This is a genomic window from Sphingopyxis sp. MC1, assembly GCF_000371385.1.
In the GTDB taxonomy this organism is placed as follows: domain Bacteria; phylum Pseudomonadota; class Alphaproteobacteria; order Sphingomonadales; family Sphingomonadaceae; genus Sphingopyxis; species Sphingopyxis terrae.
Window position 1 is genome coordinate 317,363 of the sequence record NZ_AOUN01000003.1, and the last position, 14,946, is coordinate 332,308.

General features: G+C 65.5%; 13 protein-coding genes. 2 read left to right on the forward strand and 11 right to left on the reverse strand.

Annotated features, from left to right (window positions below; translation table 11 throughout):
* The first annotated feature begins 75 nt into the window (after positions 1–75).
* Positions 76–1,164 (forward strand): 4-hydroxyphenylpyruvate dioxygenase, encoded by a 1,089-nt coding sequence (gene hppD / locus EBMC1_RS05355; protein ID WP_003041731.1) that lies wholly within the window; start codon positions 76–78, stop codon positions 1,162–1,164.
* Entirely contained in the window at positions 1,161–1,706 is a 546-nt protein-coding gene (locus tag EBMC1_RS05360; RefSeq protein WP_003041734.1) for a VOC family protein, read from the forward strand. The genes hppD and EBMC1_RS05360 overlap by 4 nt, the downstream gene beginning before the upstream one ends.
* A 126-nt stretch (positions 1,707–1,832) precedes the next feature.
* Here the strand turns inward: EBMC1_RS05360 and EBMC1_RS05365 are convergent, their stop codons facing one another.
* From EBMC1_RS05365 to EBMC1_RS05415, 11 genes are all read right to left on the reverse strand, one after another.
* Positions 1,833–2,483, reverse strand: a complete 651-nt coding sequence (locus EBMC1_RS05365) for a YqaA family protein (protein ID WP_040589665.1) — start codon at positions 2,481–2,483, stop codon at positions 1,833–1,835.
* Positions 2,484–2,700: 217 nt separating this feature from the next.
* Positions 2,701–4,293, reverse strand: coding sequence for a bifunctional phosphoribosylaminoimidazolecarboxamide formyltransferase/IMP cyclohydrolase (purH, locus tag EBMC1_RS05370; protein ID WP_003041741.1), 1,593 nt, complete (start codon positions 4,291–4,293; stop codon positions 2,701–2,703).
* A gap of 106 nt (positions 4,294–4,399) precedes the next feature.
* Positions 4,400–5,431, reverse strand: a complete 1,032-nt coding sequence (locus EBMC1_RS05375; RefSeq protein WP_003041744.1) for a phytase — start codon at positions 5,429–5,431, stop codon at positions 4,400–4,402.
* Between the two features lie 35 nt (positions 5,432–5,466).
* The gene (locus EBMC1_RS05380) at positions 5,467–6,900 is read right to left on the reverse strand and encodes a purple acid phosphatase family protein (RefSeq protein ID WP_003041746.1); all 1,434 of its coding nucleotides are present in this window, start codon (positions 6,898–6,900) and stop codon (positions 5,467–5,469) included.
* A 13-nt stretch (positions 6,901–6,913) separates the two neighbouring features.
* Entirely contained in the window at positions 6,914–9,700 is a 2,787-nt protein-coding gene (locus EBMC1_RS05385) for a TonB-dependent receptor (RefSeq protein WP_003041748.1), read from the reverse strand.
* A gap of 204 nt (positions 9,701–9,904) precedes the next feature.
* On the reverse strand, positions 9,905–11,644 hold the full coding sequence (locus tag EBMC1_RS05390) for a heparinase II/III family protein (protein WP_231292874.1): 1,740 nt from the start codon (positions 11,642–11,644) through the stop codon (positions 9,905–9,907).
* 42 nt (positions 11,645–11,686) lie between these two features.
* On the reverse strand, positions 11,687–12,355 hold the full coding sequence (rpe, locus tag EBMC1_RS05395; RefSeq protein WP_003041754.1) for a ribulose-phosphate 3-epimerase: 669 nt from the start codon (positions 12,353–12,355) through the stop codon (positions 11,687–11,689).
* 97 nt (positions 12,356–12,452) lie between these two features.
* Complete coding sequence (locus EBMC1_RS05400; RefSeq protein WP_003041756.1) at positions 12,453–12,743, reverse strand: hypothetical protein; 291 nt, start codon at positions 12,741–12,743, stop codon at positions 12,453–12,455.
* 13 nt (positions 12,744–12,756) lie between these two features.
* Entirely contained in the window at positions 12,757–13,731 is a 975-nt protein-coding gene (locus EBMC1_RS05405) for an alpha/beta hydrolase (RefSeq protein WP_003041758.1), read from the reverse strand.
* Positions 13,721–13,954, reverse strand: coding sequence for a hypothetical protein (locus EBMC1_RS05410; RefSeq protein WP_003041759.1), 234 nt, complete (start codon positions 13,952–13,954; stop codon positions 13,721–13,723). The genes EBMC1_RS05405 and EBMC1_RS05410 overlap by 11 nt, the downstream gene beginning before the upstream one ends.
* Positions 13,955–13,965: 11 nt before the next feature.
* Positions 13,966–14,871, reverse strand: a complete 906-nt coding sequence (locus EBMC1_RS05415; RefSeq protein WP_003041761.1) for an SPFH domain-containing protein — start codon at positions 14,869–14,871, stop codon at positions 13,966–13,968.
* Positions 14,872–14,946 lie beyond the last annotated feature (75 nt).

Consider the following 14,946-nt stretch of genomic DNA (forward strand, 5'->3'; position numbering starts at 1 on the left):
AAGCGCCACGGCATTGACTCGCGGTCCGCGATCCATCATAATAGTTTCAATTGAAACCACATTAAGGGACTGACCATGGCCGACCTGTTCGACAATCCGCTGGGCCTCGACGGCTTCGAATTCGTCGAATTTTCGGCGCCTGAAAAGGGCATGCTCGAACCGGTGTTCGAACGGATGGGTTTCACGCGCATCGCGCGGCACCGCTCGAAGGATGTGGCGCTTTGGCGGCAGGGCGACATCAACCTGATCGCCAACTATGAACCCAAATCGCCCGCCGCCTATTTCGCCGCCGAACATGGCCCGTCGGCGTGCGGCATGGGCTGGCGTTGCCGCGACGCGGCGAAAGCCTATGCCGAGGCGATTGCGCGCGGGGCCGAGCCGGTAGAGGTCAAGACCGGCCCGATGGAACTGCGCCTGCCCGCGATCCGCGGCATCGGCGGCTCGATCATCTATCTGATCGACCGCTATGGCGACGGGCTGAACATCTATGACATCGACTTCGTCTATGAAGATGGCGTCGACCGCCATCCCGAAGGGGCGGGGCTGAAGGTGATCGATCACCTGACGCACAATGTCTATGGGGGGCGCATGGCGCATTGGGCGGCTTTTTACGAACGCATCGCGGGTTTCCGCGAAATCCGCTATTTCGACATCAAGGGCGAATATACCGGTCTGACCTCGAAGGCGATGACCGCCCCCGACGGCAAGATCCGCATTCCGCTGAACGAAGAAGGCGCGGGCGGCGGCGGCCAGATCGAGGAATATCTACGTGCCTATAATGGCGAGGGCATCCAGCATATCGCCTTCAGCTGCGACGATCTTTACGCGTCGTGGGACAAGCTCAAGGCGCTCGGCAATCCCTTCGCGCCGTCGCCGCCCGCAACCTATTACGAGATGCTCGCCGACCGCCTTCCGGGCCATGGTGAGCCGGTCGATGAACTGAAATCGCGCGGTATCCTGCTCGACGGATCGACGACCGAGGGCGACCCCCGCCTGCTGCTCCAGATTTTCGGACAGACCGTGATCGGCCCCGTTTTCTTCGAATTCATCCAGCGCAAGAAGGATGAAGGCTTCGGCGAGGGCAATTTCACCGCGCTGTTCAAGTCGATGGAACTCGACCAGATCCGCCGCGGCGCGCTCAATGTCGAGGAGCCCGCCGAATGACGAGTCCGATCAAATTGGGCGGCGTTCACCACGCCGCCTATCGCTGCAAGGACGCGAAGGAGACGGTCGAATGGTATGAGGCCATGCTCGGCATGACCTATACGACCGCCTTTGCCGAGGATCATGTGCCGTCGACGGGCGAATATGACCCGTACATGCACGTTTTTCTCGACGCGGGTAACGGCAATATCCTTGCCTTTTTCGAGCTGCCGAACCAGCCCGACATGGGCCGCGACGAAAATACGCCCAAGTGGGTCCAGCACCTCGCCTTCAAGGTCGGCAGCTATGACGAGCTGGTCGGCGCCAAGGCGCATCTAGAAGCGAATGGCGTCGATGTGCTTGGCCCGACGCATCACGGCATCTTCAAGTCGATCTATTTCTTCGACCCCAACGGCCACCGCGTCGAACTGGCGTGCGACATCGGCACCGACGAACAATATGCCGAACTCGCGCGCGTCGCCCCGCTGATGCTCGAAGAATGGAGCCGGACGAAAAAGGCCCCGCGCCACGCCGACTGGCTGCATCAGGCGGCAAACGAGTAATCCGCCACGAAAAATCGGGTGTTCCCCCGCGAAGGCGGGGGCCCCTCTCCTGCCGGTTCGAATAGCATTGTCCGGCGATGGACCCCCGCCTCCGCGGGGGAACACGTCCTTATTGCGGTTCGGTGGCTATTTCCGGTCCAGTCCGATGCTTTCCAGGGTCGCATGACTGCATTTGTCGGCGGTCTTGCTGCCGCCGCCCGACAGCGCACTCGCGGCGATGAAGCCCCCGACGACGAGGATGATGAAGCCGCCCGCGACCCAAGCGAGATATTTGTCGATGAACGCCTTGATCGGTGCCCCGAACAGGCGGAACAACAGGCCTACCAGCATGAAGGAAAAGGCCCGGCTCGCGAGGCTTGCCCACAGGAAGGTGACGAAGTTCATGTGGATGAAGCCGGCGGTGATCGTCAGCAGCTTGAAGGGAATCGGCGTCGCCCCCTTCACCAGGATGATCTCGGCGCCATAGTCGCGCAGATAGCAGGCAGCGGCAGGAAAGCTCTCGGTCAGATGGAGCACGCCGAGCAGCCACAGCCCGACGCTTTCGTACAAGAAGAAGCCAATCCCATAGCCGAGCATCCCGCCCGCGACCGACGCGAGCGTGCAGATCAGCGCATAGCGCACGGCCTTTTTCGGTTCGGCGAGGCACATCAGCCCCAGCATCGGATGCGGCGGGATCGGAAAGAAGCTCGCCTCGACGAACGACACCAGCGCCAGCCAATATTCGGCGTGAGGATGCGCCGATTTCTCCATAGTCCAACCATAAAGGCGCTGGATCATCGACTTGTTACGCGGGATGGCGGTCATGCTGGTCCTTGGTTGCGGGTCAGGATGTTCCCGGCTTCCCTATGCCGTTCGCGGTGCTCGAAGTCGAGACAGGAGCACGCTTCCTTCATCTCTCGTCATCCCGGGGCGAAGGCCGGGATCTCGCCCGTGCATCAGGCTGAGACGTTGAGATCCCGGCCTTCGCCCCGGGATGACGGTTCGAAAATCAGCGTCAGTGCCGGAAATGACGCATCCCCGTGAACACCATCGCCAGGCCGGCTTCGTTCGCCGCCGCGATCACCTCGTCGTCGCGGATCGAGCCGCCCGGCTGGATGACGCAGGTGGCGCCTGCTTCGACCGCGGCGAGCAGCCCGTCGGCGAAGGGGAAGAAGGCGTCGCTGGCGACCGCGCTGCCGACGGTGCGCGGGCTCGCCCAGCCGTGGCTCTCGGCCGCTTCTCGCGCCTTGATCGCGGCGATGCGCGCGCTGTCGCGGCGGTTCATCTGTCCCGCGCCGATGCCGGCGGTCGATCCACCCTTGGCATAGACGATGGCGTTCGACTTCACATGCTTGGCGACGGTCCAGGCGAAGAGCGCGTCGGCCAGTTCCTCGTCGGTCGGCGCGCGGTCGGTGACGACTTTCAGGTCATCGCGCGTGATGCGGCCATTGTCGCGCGTCTGCGCGAGCCAGCCGCCGGCGATCGCCTTCATCACCAGCCCGCCGCGCGCCGGATCGGGCAGGTCGCCGGTGAGCAGCAGGCGGAGGTTCTTCTTCTTCGCGAACACCGCGCGCGCGTCGGCGTCGGCATCGGGCGCGCAGACAACTTCGGTGAAGATGCTGCTGATCGCCTCGGCCGTCGCGCCGTCGAGCGGGCGGTTGACCGCGATGATGCCGCCAAAGGCCGAGACATCGTCGCATTTCAGCGCTGCGTCATAGGCTTCGGTCAGCGACGCCGCGGTGGCGACCCCGCACGGGTTGGCGTGCTTGACGATGACGCAGGTCGGATCGGCCTCACGGAATTCGGCGACGAGTTCGAGCGCCGCGTCGGCGTCATTGAGATTGTTGTAGCTAAGCTCCTTGCCCTGCACCTGCTCGGCCTGCGCGACGCCGCGCGCCGACGGGCCGACGGGGAGGTAGAGCGCCGCCTTCTGGTGCGGATTTTCGCCATAGCGCAGTTCGCCCGACAGCCTGGTCGTGAGCGGCAGCGTTTCGGGGAAGAGCTTGCCCTGATCGGCGAAGGCGAACCATTGCGCGATCATGCTGTCATAGGTCGCGGTATGCGCAAAGGCGGTCGCGGCGAGCCGCTTGCGCAAGCCGAGCGTGGTCGCGCCGCCATTGGCGTCCATCTCGGCGATCACCGCGGCATAATCCTCAGGCTCGGTGACGATGCCGACGAAGGCATGGTTCTTCGCCGACGAGCGCACCATTGCGGGGCCGCCGATGTCGATATTCTCGATGATCGTATCGCGGTCGGCGCCGCTCATCACCGTCTGAAGGAAGGGGTAGAGGTTGACGACGACCAGGTCGATGCCGCCGATGCCATGCGCCTCCATCGACGCGACATGCGCGGCATCGTCGCGCACCGCCAGGATGCCGCCGTGGACCGTCGGGTGCAGCGTCTTGACGCGGCCATCCATCATCTCGGGAAAGCCGGTGAGGTCGGAGACGTCGAGAACGTCATGCCCCGCATCGCGCAGCGCCTTGGCGGTGCCGCCGGTCGAAACCAGCTCGACGCCGTGGCGGACGAGCGCCGCGGCAAGATCGGCGAGGCCCGCCTTGTCGCTGACGGAAAGGAGCGCGCGGCGGACGGGAACGAGATCGGTCATGGGAGGGCGGCCTTTGCAAGACGGGAAAGACGCGGTCCCCCTAGGCGGGTGCGGGCATTTGGGCAAGGGTCGTCGCCCCCCGCCCTCGCAGGGGCGACGTTCTCGATTACAGGCCCAGCGCCGCCGCGATCCGGTCCCAGCGCACCAGCTTGAAATTCTGGGCCGCGGGCGCATTGTCGCCGTCCTGCGCCAGGAAAAGACCGCCCGGATAGGCCGCGCCGAAATTGCCCGCGACTGCTTCGATGCCGTCGGTTTCGCTCGTCGCGCCATAGCGTCCCGCCGCAATGGCGAAACGGCCGACATAGTCCATGCCGGGCAGGCGGAAGACCGCATAGGCGTTGTCGCCCTGGCTCGATGCGATCAGATAGCGCTGCCCCTTGTGGTCGATCGTCGCGAGCCCCTCGACGTCGGCGACGAGCCGCTGGTTGTCGACGGGCGCGACGAGCTTGGCATCGACGCCGCTCGCGTTCGGCGTCAGCCGCCAGATGCCGACATCCTCCTCACCGACATACAGCGTGTCGCCGTCGAAGACGCAGCCTTCGGACTGGGTCGGAATCTTTTGCTCCCACTGCACGGCGAAGGCGGGTTCGGTCCCCTCGGCGAGCGCCAGCGTGCCGACGCGCACCGTGCCGTCCTTGATAATCAGGGCTGCCGTCACCGGCTCGCCGGGCGCGCTGCGCTTGAGGCAGAGGCCATAGGCTTCGCCGGGGCCCGCCGAGGCGCGGCCGAGACTGGTCAGCGCGGGCTTGGCGCCGTCGAGCGCGAAGACCGCGAGATGCGCGTTCACACCGTCGTTACGGTCGCTCGCGACGACGATATTGCCGACGACATCGACATTGTTGACGCGCCCGCCTTCCAGAAAGGCGAGGTCGCGGCCGGCAAGGTCATAGACGTGCAGCCCCGCCTTCTTGTCGGTCGCGACAATCAGCGCGCGGCCGGGGTTGGCCGGATCGACCCAGATCGCCGGATCGTCGGCGGCGTCGGCCTTCGCTGTGCCGACGGGGGCGGTTTCGCCGTCGGCGGTGACGGCGACCGGTGGCAGGCCGTGGATCGCCGGACCCTGCTGCGCGGCGCATCCGCCGAGCAAGGCGGCAAAGCCGATCGAAGCGGCGAGCTGCCGCGAGCGCAAAGATATCATCGAAATTCCCCTGTCATGCCGATCATTTGGGCCGGTCATTTGCCGCGCGCGACGCAGGCGCCGCCGTCGGGTCCGACGGTGCCGCTGCACCGCCGCGCCGCGATCGTCGGTTCGTCGATCTCGCGCAGGATATTGGCGCCATCGGTGCGGCGTTCGAGTGTGAAGCCGTCATAGAGACGGCCCGACGCGGTGAAGGTCCGGAAGGCAAGCCGCCGCGGTTCGACATCGACGATCTGATAGAGCTCGGTCGCTTCGGCGACCTTGTCGGGTTGCCAGGGAGTGCGGTCGTTGAGCGCGTACATCTTCGATCCGGTGACCGAGACCAGATAGACCGGCCCCTGCACGCTGCCGTCGGCGCGCGCCCTGGCGCTGGCTTCGCGCCCGGCTTCGGAGGTCAGGCGGCTGTAGCAATGGTCGTGTCCCTGCAGCACGAGATCGACCTTGCGCGCGTCGAACACCGGCTTCCAGGCCGCCTTTATTTCCTTGGTGTCGTTGGGCCGGGCACAGGTGAAGACGGGCTGGTGGAACAGCACGACGTTCCAGTTTGCCTTGCTCGACGCCAGCGCGGCATCGAGCCAGCGTGTCTGCGCCGCCATCGTGCCGAGGTTGAGGGCCGAGGTGCCATCGAGGACGATGAAGCGCACGCCCTGATAATCGACATAATAGGTCGTCGCCTTGACCGGATCGGCGCCGTTCGACGGCAGAGCGAACTGCGCGGGCCAATAGGGACCGAGCCGCCGGCTTTCGCTGCCGTCGGGCGCGAGGTCGTCGACATATTCATGATTGCCCGTCGCGGGCAGCTGCGGGACGATTGCGTAATTATAGCCGCCCGCCTGGTTCCATTCGCCCCATTCGTCGTCATGGTCGAGGTCGTCGCGCTGGCCGACGAGGTCACCGGCGTGCAGAACCAGGCGAATGTCGCCATTGGCGTGGAACGCCTGCCGGATGACGCGACTGGCATAGGTCAGGATGCCGTTCTGGACATCGCCGAGATATAGGAAGCGGAAGGGTTTGGCTTCGGCCGCTGCGGTGCGGAACTGATACCATTCGCTCCATCCCGCCGCGCCCTTCACGCGGTAGGCATAGACGGTATCGGGCGTCAGCCCGGAAAAGCGCAGCTGGTGATACAGCGCCGGCCCATAGCTGCTGTCGATCCGCACCGCGGTCCCGGTCACGAGACGGGCCTTTTCCTCGAGCGTCGGCCCGTCGACCGACACCGCGATCTGGGCCTGGGACTCGGCCTGTGCGGTGTCGGTGCGATAGGCGACCGCCATCTCGCGCGCCGGATCGGAGCCGGGCGTGAGGACGATGCGGTCGGGCAGGTTGCGCGGCGCATAGGGCAGGCCGGGGGAACGGGGCAGGGTGCCGCCGCCGGCGGACGCCGCCGCCACGGCGGGGACGGCGCCGATCGCGGCGAGCGCGATCGGCAGGATCCAGCGATTGCGGCGGCGCCGCGCTCCCGTCGTCATGGCTTTGCCTTCCTCAGAAATTGGCCTTGACGCCGAATTTGAACGTCGAGCCATATTCTTCATATTGGAGCAGCCGCTGGCTGTTCGCATAATTCTGATAGGCGAAATATTTGGCGTTGTTGATGTTCACCCATTCGCCATAGAGGCGGACATTGTCGGTGACCTTGAACTTGACCGACAGGTCGAGCTGGAAGTGGTTGTCGACATAGCGGTCGGTTTCCGCATCGCCGCCGATTTCGTCGAGATATTTGTCGCGGTAGGTGCCCGCCAGCCGGATGTCGATCGGCCCCTTTTCATAGCCGAGCACGAGGTTGAAGGTGTTGCGCGAATTCGACGGCAGCGCGATGCTGCGGCCGTCGAACAGCTTCGCCTTCGACCAGGTATAGGTGTAGTTGGCCTGTGCCAGCAGCCCGTCGAACGGCGCGGGCAGCATGTCGAACACCTGGCTGTAGCTTGCTTCGAGCCCGGCGACTTCGGCCTTGTCGCCGTTCACCGGGATGATCGCCTCGCTGAAAGCGGTGCCGCGATAGAGGCCGTTATAGGGCGCGTCGCTGTCTTCGAAGAAGCCGTCGACGATGAAATTGTCGATCGACTTGTAAAAGCCCCCGATGCTCAGCGCGGCGTTGCGGCCGAAATAATATTCGGCGCCCGCGTCGAGATTCCACGCCTTGTAGGGCAGCAGGTCGGGATTGCCGAATTCGGCCTCGTCATCCTCGTTGATCGTGAAGCGCGGCGCGAGCTTCGACAGCTTCGGGCGCACGATGCTGCGCGATCCGGCGAGGCGCAGCACGAGATCCTGCTGCGGCTGGAAGCGGATCGTCATGCTGGGCAGCCAGTCGGTGTAGTTGCGGCGGTAGGACACCGGCGTGACGAACACGTCGGACCCGTCGTCGGCGACGAGGTTGCCGTTCAGCACATTCTTGGTGCGTTCGACGCGGACGCCGCCGATCACGCGCAGCGTGTCGCTGTCCCAGCGGCCGAGCAGATAGCCCGCCAGAATATCTTCGCTGACCGAATAGTCGCTGCTGTTCGACCCGAGGTCGGTCTCATATTGGTCGACCTCGAAATTGCCGAGATTGGCATTGTAGAAGGCGGCCGGTCCGGTCTTGCTCGCCACGGGACCGATATCGGTGAGGCGATAGGTCTGCTGTCCCAGCACGTCGGCAAGGGTGAAGTCGCCGTTATAGTCGCCATAATAGATCAGGTTGAAATTATAGCTCTTGTCGCGCCAGCGCGATTTGATGCCGCCCTGGATCGTGAAGTCGCCCTTGTCGCCGGCGAAGGTGCGGGCGAGGTCGGCCTTGACCGCATATTCCTCGTCCTGGCTGTCCGACAGGTCGGTGAGTTCGAGGCGGTTGAAGCCATATTCGGTGGGGTCGTTGAACAGCGCGGCGCCGGCGGTGACGCTGTAGAGCGGAACGCGCGGATCGCTGTAATCCATGTTTACATCGACGCCGTCGTCGTTGAAGCGGGCGCGGAAGCGCAACGGGTCGATCGAAAAATCCTCGCGCTCGCTCGACTTGGCCCAGCTTGCCGACCAGTTGAATTTCCACACACCGGTATCGGTGTCGCTGCCGACGACGATGGTACGGATGCGCTGGCGTTCGAAACGGTCCTTGAGGTCGCGGCGCACTTCGATGCGGCCGTCGGCGTCGGTGAAGAAGGCGCTGTTCGCGTCGCCCGAGGCGGGATCTTCGTCGAAGATGATCGTCGTGCGGCGGCGATATTCATGATCGTCGAACTGGCTGAAATTGCCGCGGATATAGGCTTTGGTGGTGTCCGACGCGCGCCAGTCGAACGACAGCGCGCCGCTGATCCGCTCGCGGGTGACGTCATAGTCGCGATATTCGATTTCGGGGGCGAAGGCGACGCCATTGGCTTCCTTCCAGAAGTCACCGGCTTCGACATTGTCGGTTTCGAACTTGCGCTTGTAATAGCTGACGCTGCCCGCGATGCCGAAATTGTCGCCGACCCGCGTCGCGAAATCGAGGCTGCCCTTCGGGGTCAGCTTGCCCGAATAATCATTGTAGCTGCCCTCGATACGCGCCGAATAGAGGTCGCGCTGGCGGTCGAAGGCGCTGGTCGTGTGAATCTCGATCGAGGCGCCGATCGTGTCGGCATCCATGTCGGCGGTCAGCGACTTCTTGATCTCGATCGATTCGATCGTGTCCGACGAAATGACGTCGAGCGCCACCGAACGGACATCGCTTTCGGGTGCCGGCAGGCGCACGCCGTTCAGCGACGAGGCGTTGAGTTCGGGATCGAGCCCGCGCACCGAGACGAAGCGGCCTTCGCCCTGGTCGTTCAGAATGTTGACGCCCGGCAGGCGGCGCAGCGATTCGGCGACATTCTGGTCGGGGAACTGACCGATCGCGTCGCGCGTCAGGACGCTTTCGACGCCGTCGGCGGCTTTCTGGCGCGACAGCGCGCTGGCCTGGTTCGCGGCCTGTCCGACGACGAGGATGTCGTTCGCACCGCCGAGGCTGAAATTGACCGTGACGCTGCCGGTTGCGGGCACGTCGATCGTGCTGCGCACGGGCTCGGCGCCGACGTAGCGCGCCTCGAGCGTGTAGGTACCGGCGGGCACGTCGCCGAAACGGAAGCTGCCGTCGCGGCCGGCTTCGGCAACGCGGCCCAGTTCGACGATGCGAACCTCGGCGCTCTGCAGCGCGCGCGTGTCGGTGGCGTCGGTGACGATGCCGACGATGTCGGAAGCGAAGGCGCTCGCCGGAGCGAGCATGGCCGCGGCGAGGCCGGTGCCAAGAAGGATGCGCGAACGGCAACTGCGAATCAGTGTCATGGAAAGAGCCCCTGTCCAGATGGCCGCCGGCTCCCTGTGCCGGCGGATCGAGGGGGCCTGTGACAATCGCCCATGACGGCTGTGTTACGTCGATGTCACACGAGTGAAACAAGGGGGGGGTGCGGCTATACTAAGCCGCTGGAAAATCCGTCTAAAATTCGGCCCAAGATTTTTTCGCCGCGCTGCTGCGCACACCACGGGCGGTCAGCCGATATGTTTGAAGATCCAGCCGATGCTGGCGCCGCCGGCGGGCGCGGCACCCGTTACGACGAGTTGCTCCGTCGGATGCGGCCGGCCGTCGCCGTCGACCCACAGGCTTTCCTCGATCGCGAGCTGGCCTTCGGAGGTGCGGAACTGCCACAGCGGCCCGCCCGCGATGCGCAGCAGCGCGCCGAGCTTGTCGGCGGTCAGGCTGGCCGAGATATTGCGGCCGAGGTGAAAACGCAGCGTGAAGGCCTTGTCGCCCTTGCGGCGGCTGCGCGGGGCGGGGAGCAGCATGTCCTCACCGCGCAACTCGCGCCCGTTTGGCGACAGGATCAGCAGGCGGCGGTGGATCAGCCCGTGACGGCGGACATAGCCGTCATGCCCCATCTCGACCCGGCTGCCCTGCGGCGTTTCGCGCCGGTCGAGCTCGACCTCGGTCACGCCGCGGCCAAGCGTCCCGTTGGGCAGGATCGCGGTCGAATTGCTGTCGGCGATGGTCAGCGTCGAATGGGCGGCGGTGGTGCGCAGCCCGCGCGCCAGGTCGGCGGGAATCGTCGCGCCGGTCAGCGCCGCACCGCCGCAATTGACGACGATGCGTTCGTCGCCATCCGAAAGCTCGAACGCCAGCGTCGAGGCGCAGCCCGCTTCGGTAACCCGCGCGATCGGGGGCGGCGCGGCGTCGGCCAGCACGACCACCTTGTTCGCCACCAGGCGCTGATAGCCCCAGTCGCGCGCCTGTTTGAGCGGCCGGGTGCGCACGCCGCTTGCCGCAACGACCGCCTCGATCACCGCCGCCGGCGTCGCGCCGCTGCCCTGCCAATTGCCCATGCCGCCGTCGCTGTGGACGAGCCCGAGCAGCGCGGGGACGGTACGCGCGAGCACTTCCTGCAGGAAGGGCGGCACTTCCATCCGGCGCATGTCGTAAACGCGCGCCAGCATCGACAGCGCCATGATCGCGTCGAGCTGTGCCTGCGGCGAACGCGCGATATTGCCGCCGTCGGCATAAAAGCTGGTCTCGAGAACCTTGCGCAGCCCCGCTTCGCCGAACACCTGGCGCGGCTCGCCGCCCGGCATCAGCAGCGATGCAGCGACGATGCCGATCCAGGCAACGAGCTGGCCGGTGCCGGGACGCGTCTTGTCGGCGACGCGATCGAGGTGGCGCGCCGCGCGCGCGAGATGGTTGAGTACGGCGGAGCGATAAACGAGATCGCTCGACGACAGGATCAGCGGCGCGTGTGCGGCCCAGAACAGGATGCGCCAGCCGGCATTGTCGGCGCGCCATGCGGGTTCGCTCACCGTTTCGCCATGCGCGGCGAGCCATTGGCGGACGAGCGCTTCGGCGATCGGGGCACCGTCGGCGCGCGTCCCGGTGGCGGCAAGATCGCGCAGCCAGGCGAAACTGTGCAGATAATCGGCGAAGGCAGGGGCGACCGAGAGCGCCGCGAAATCAATCTCCTTCACCGGCAGCTTGAGTCCGCGGTGGAGGAAATGGCCGGCGCGGATCGCCATGCCGGCGCGCGTGTCGCCGGGAACCGGATCGGCCGGCACGCCCAGCAGCTTGAGCGGGAAACGCCCCTTCAGCCGCAGCGCATGGAGCGGGGTGCGCCAGGTCAGGCGGGTGAAATGATTGGCGATGCGGTCGCCCAGCGACAGGCCCTTGTCGGCGGGCAGACGTATCAACCGTTTGCCCGGTTCGATGCTGTCGTCGAGCGGCGCGACGGGGTCGCCCGTTTCGGGCATCGGATCGACGGGAGCAGAGGTCAACGGTCTCCCTTCCATCGATCAGCCGCGCAGGCGCTTGATATTGTCGGCGTAGGCCGCAGGGCCGCCCTTGAAGGTTGCGGTGCCGGCGACCAGGACGTCGGCCCCGGCCGCGATGGCGAGCGGGGCGGTCGCGGCGTCGATGCCGCCATCGACTTCCAGCCGGATGTCGCGGCCCGATTTGTCGATCATCTTGCGCACCGCCTCGATTTTGCGAAGCTGGCTCGAAATGAAGCTCTGCCCGCCGAAACCCGGATTGACGCTCATCACGAGGACGAGGTCGATGTCGTCGATCAGATAGTCGAGCATCTTCGCCGGGGTCGCGGGATTGAGCGACACGCCCGCCTGCTTGCCCAGCGACTTGATGTGCTGGACGCTGCGATGGATGTGCGGGCCGGCTTCGGGATGGACGGTGATGATGTCGGCGCCCGCCGCGGCGAAGGCATCGAGGAAATTATCGACCGGCGAGATCATCAGATGAACGTCGAAGGGCAAGGTCGAATGGGGACGCAGCGCCTTTACCACCATCGGGCCGATGGTCAGATTGGGCACGAAATGCCCGTCCATCACGTCGATATGGACCCAGTCGGCGCCCGCCGTCTCGATGCGGCGCACCTCTTCACCCAGCTGCGCGAAGTCGGCGCTGAGGATCGAAGGGGCGATGCGGACGGAAGATGGAACGGCGGTCATGACGACCGCCCTTAACCATCAAGCGGTATGGGGGCAAGGCGCTGGACGTCGCCGCCCGGCGGAGACTGTCGATAATCGGTCCGGGCGGGCGCGGCGGCTATTTTTTCCGCCGCTTGTCGTCGCGCTTTTCGGCGGCGCGATTGCCCCAACGCCATTTCCAGCCGCCCTCGGTGCGCGCCTGATAGATCGGCATGGGCGCAAGCGCGGCGAGGACAACGACGATGGTCATCGCGACCGGCTGGTTGCGCAGCGCCATCGACAGTCCGGCGATCAGCGCGATGTGCAGCGCCATGAAGACCCACCCCTGCCACGCGATCGGCAGGCCGGTGCCATAGCCGCGGTTCTTGGCGCGGAACCAGGGCTTCTTGTCGAGGAAGAGGTGAAGCATGATCGGGCCTCCTTCAGTGGCTGTTCGCGCGCACGAAACGGACGATGTCGGCGACGAGCGAACGGTCGATCGCCAGACTGGGATCGGTGTAGGTCGCCATATTGGCGGCACGGTCGCGGGCGCTCGCCTGCTTCAGCACATGGGTCATCCCCTTGATCACCGCCAGCGTCGCGTCGGGGCGCGCGGCCTTCAGCTTCTCGGCATCGGCAATGGGGATTTGCAGGTCGGCGGTGCCCGCGACGATCAGCACCGGCTTGGTGGTGGCAGCCAGCATCGCGGCGGGATCGTGCCCGATCAGGTCGATGAGATAGTCCTGCACCGCCGGATTGAAGAGGCCGCGGGCGAGCGCCGGGTGCATTGCGCTCACATCGACATGCTCGCCCTTCGCCAGCCGGTCGAGCGCGCCGTTGGCGTCGGGCAGGATCGGCGCGTTGGCGGGATTGGCGGCAAGCTGTTCGCGCAGCACCACGTCGAAGGGGCGTCCCATCGCCGATATGAGGATCAGGCCGCAGACATGCGGATCGGCTTCGGCCGCGATGGCGACCAGCCCGCCTTCGCTGTGTCCGGCCACCCAGATACAGCGCTGGCCGGTTCGGTCGGTCAGGCTACGCGCCCATGCACCGACATCGGCCGCATAAGCGGCGATCGTCACCTTGTTCGCATCGGCGACCGCACCCTTGCTGCCGAACATGCCGCGCTTGTCGATGCGCGCCGCGGAGATGCCCTTTTGCGCCAGCGCTTCAGCAAGCAGGCGGTAGCTTGCCGAGGTGATGCCGAGCGGGCTGTTGCCGTCGCGGTCGGTCGGCCCCGATCCGGGGATGATCAAGACGACGGGGGCGCTGGCCTTCTGGGTGCTCAGCAATGTGCCGGCGAGCGGGCCGTCGGGGCCCGGCGCGCTGATTTCGCTGGCGACCGGGCTTGCTCCGGCAGGCGCGGCGGTGAGCGTCAGGGCAGCGGAGAGCGCCGCAGCTGCGATCCTATATTTCATCAGGGGACTCCGTCGCGCGCGTGTCGGCTGCCGCCGGCGGGCGACCGCGGCGGGGCTTTTCGCTCGCCTTCACGGCAACGCCGCGGCGGGCGAGCGCTTCGCGCAGCAGCATTTCGATCTCGGCATTGGCGCTACGCAATTCGGCCGCCGCCAACCGCTCGATCGCCGCATAAAGGGCGGGATCGACGCGGAGGGCAAAGGCTTTCCTGGCGGCTGTCGACATCGTTATTGGGCTCAGTAGAGCGACCCGGCGTTGACGACCGGCTGCGTGTCGCGCTCACCGCACAGGACGACCATCAGGTTCGATACCATCGCGGCGCGGCGTTCGTCGTCGAGGTCAACGACCTGTTTTTCGGACAATTGCTGCAACGCCATCTCGACCATCGACACCGCCCCTTCGACCAGTTTGGCGCGGGCGGCGACCACCGCTTCGGCCTGCTGGCGGCGCAGCATGGCGCCGGCGATCTCGGGAGCGTAGGCAAGGTGCGTCAGCCCGCATTCGTCGACGGTGATTCCCGCAACGTCGAGCCGCTCGATCAACGCCTTCCGCAGTTCGACGCCCACCTCGTCATGGTTGCCGCGCAGCGTGATCTCGTCATGCGTGTGATCGTCATAGGGATAGCGCGATCCGATCGCGCGCACCGCCGCCTCGATCTGCGCGAGGACGAATTCCTTGTAATCGTCCACGTCGAACAGCGCCTGCGCGGTGTCGGTAACGCGCCAGACGACCTGCGCCGCCATCTCGATCGGGTTGCCTCGCAGGTCGTTGACCTTGATCTTGTCCGAAATCACATTGTTCGCGCGCACCGCGATCTTCTTGCGGGTCAGCCACGGCAACACCCAGCGCAGCCCGCTTTCGCGGTCGGTGCCCTTGTAGCTGCCGAACAGCTGGATCGCCGCCGCTTCATTGGGGTTGATCAGGTAAAAGCCGCACAGGATCAGGGTGCCGACGATGCCGCTCGCGACAGCAACGCCCCATTTCCAGTTCCAGTCGACCGTCTCGCCCTGGATGTTGGTCATCGCTGCCCAGATCGCGATTCCGAACAGCACCAGCCAGACCAGCAGCATCAGATAGCCGCTCTGTGTCGCAGCCCGCGTTTCGCGGCTGCGGTTCAGTGCCGGCGCAGTTCCGTCTCCCATCTTACCCTCCGAATCATTCGATATAAAGATGATATCATATTTATATCGGATTCGGCAGCCGTCAACAGGAATCGG

Bases quoted from the DNA above. Each gene is read 5' to 3' on its own strand.
- hppD (WP_003041731.1), top strand. From the start codon at position 76: ATGGCCGACCTGTTCGACAATCCGCTGGGCCTCGACGGCTTCGAATTC.
- EBMC1_RS05360 (WP_003041734.1), top strand. From the start codon at position 1,161: ATGACGAGTCCGATCAAATTGGGCGGCGTTCACCACGCCGCCTATCGC.
- EBMC1_RS05365 (WP_040589665.1), bottom strand. From the start codon at position 2,483: ATGATCCAGCGCCTTTATGGTTGGACTATGGAGAAATCGGCGCATCCT.
- purH (WP_003041741.1), bottom strand. From the start codon at position 4,293: ATGACCGATCTCGTTCCCGTCCGCCGCGCGCTCCTTTCCGTCAGCGAC.
- EBMC1_RS05375 (WP_003041744.1), bottom strand. From the start codon at position 5,431: ATGATATCTTTGCGCTCGCGGCAGCTCGCCGCTTCGATCGGCTTTGCC.
- EBMC1_RS05380 (WP_003041746.1), bottom strand. From the start codon at position 6,900: ATGACGACGGGAGCGCGGCGCCGCCGCAATCGCTGGATCCTGCCGATC.
- EBMC1_RS05385 (WP_003041748.1), bottom strand. From the start codon at position 9,700: ATGACACTGATTCGCAGTTGCCGTTCGCGCATCCTTCTTGGCACCGGC.
- EBMC1_RS05390 (WP_231292874.1), bottom strand. From the start codon at position 11,644: ATGCCCGAAACGGGCGACCCCGTCGCGCCGCTCGACGACAGCATCGAA.
- rpe (WP_003041754.1), bottom strand. From the start codon at position 12,355: ATGACCGCCGTTCCATCTTCCGTCCGCATCGCCCCTTCGATCCTCAGC.
- EBMC1_RS05400 (WP_003041756.1), bottom strand. From the start codon at position 12,743: ATGCTTCACCTCTTCCTCGACAAGAAGCCCTGGTTCCGCGCCAAGAAC.
- EBMC1_RS05405 (WP_003041758.1), bottom strand. From the start codon at position 13,731: ATGAAATATAGGATCGCAGCTGCGGCGCTCTCCGCTGCCCTGACGCTC.
- EBMC1_RS05410 (WP_003041759.1), bottom strand. From the start codon at position 13,954: ATGTCGACAGCCGCCAGGAAAGCCTTTGCCCTCCGCGTCGATCCCGCC.
- EBMC1_RS05415 (WP_003041761.1), bottom strand. From the start codon at position 14,871: ATGGGAGACGGAACTGCGCCGGCACTGAACCGCAGCCGCGAAACGCGG.